Here is a 273-nt window from a genome sequence, read left to right on the forward strand (position 1 = left end):
ATATTAATCGTCATTCCACGATTGTCGAAATATAATTATGACCAGTTGCCAGACTCAAGAGTGCATCGCACCTGTTATCTCAGACGAGGATACAAAGCGAGAACAAGAACTCGCGACTTTAGCAAAGGCCATTGCTCATCCTGCTCGAGTCCGAATCCTAAAGGTATTGTTCGAGCTCGAAACAAAGGGCGGCTGCCTGAATGGGGATTTAGTTGGGCAATTAGGTTTAGCTCAATCTACAGTATCAGAGCATCTGCGAATTTTGCGTCAGGC

General features: G+C 45.4%; 1 protein-coding gene. It reads left to right on the forward strand.

From position 1 onward, the window contains the following. Positions 1–37: 37 nt before the first annotated feature. On the forward strand, positions 38–273 hold a 236-nt coding region (locus AB4585_RS23950), incomplete at its 3' end, for an ArsR/SmtB family transcription factor (protein WP_372171251.1).

This window comes from Vibrio sp. 10N.222.49.C9 (assembly GCF_041474985.1).
Lineage (GTDB): Bacteria > Pseudomonadota > Gammaproteobacteria > Enterobacterales > Vibrionaceae > Vibrio > Vibrio crassostreae_C.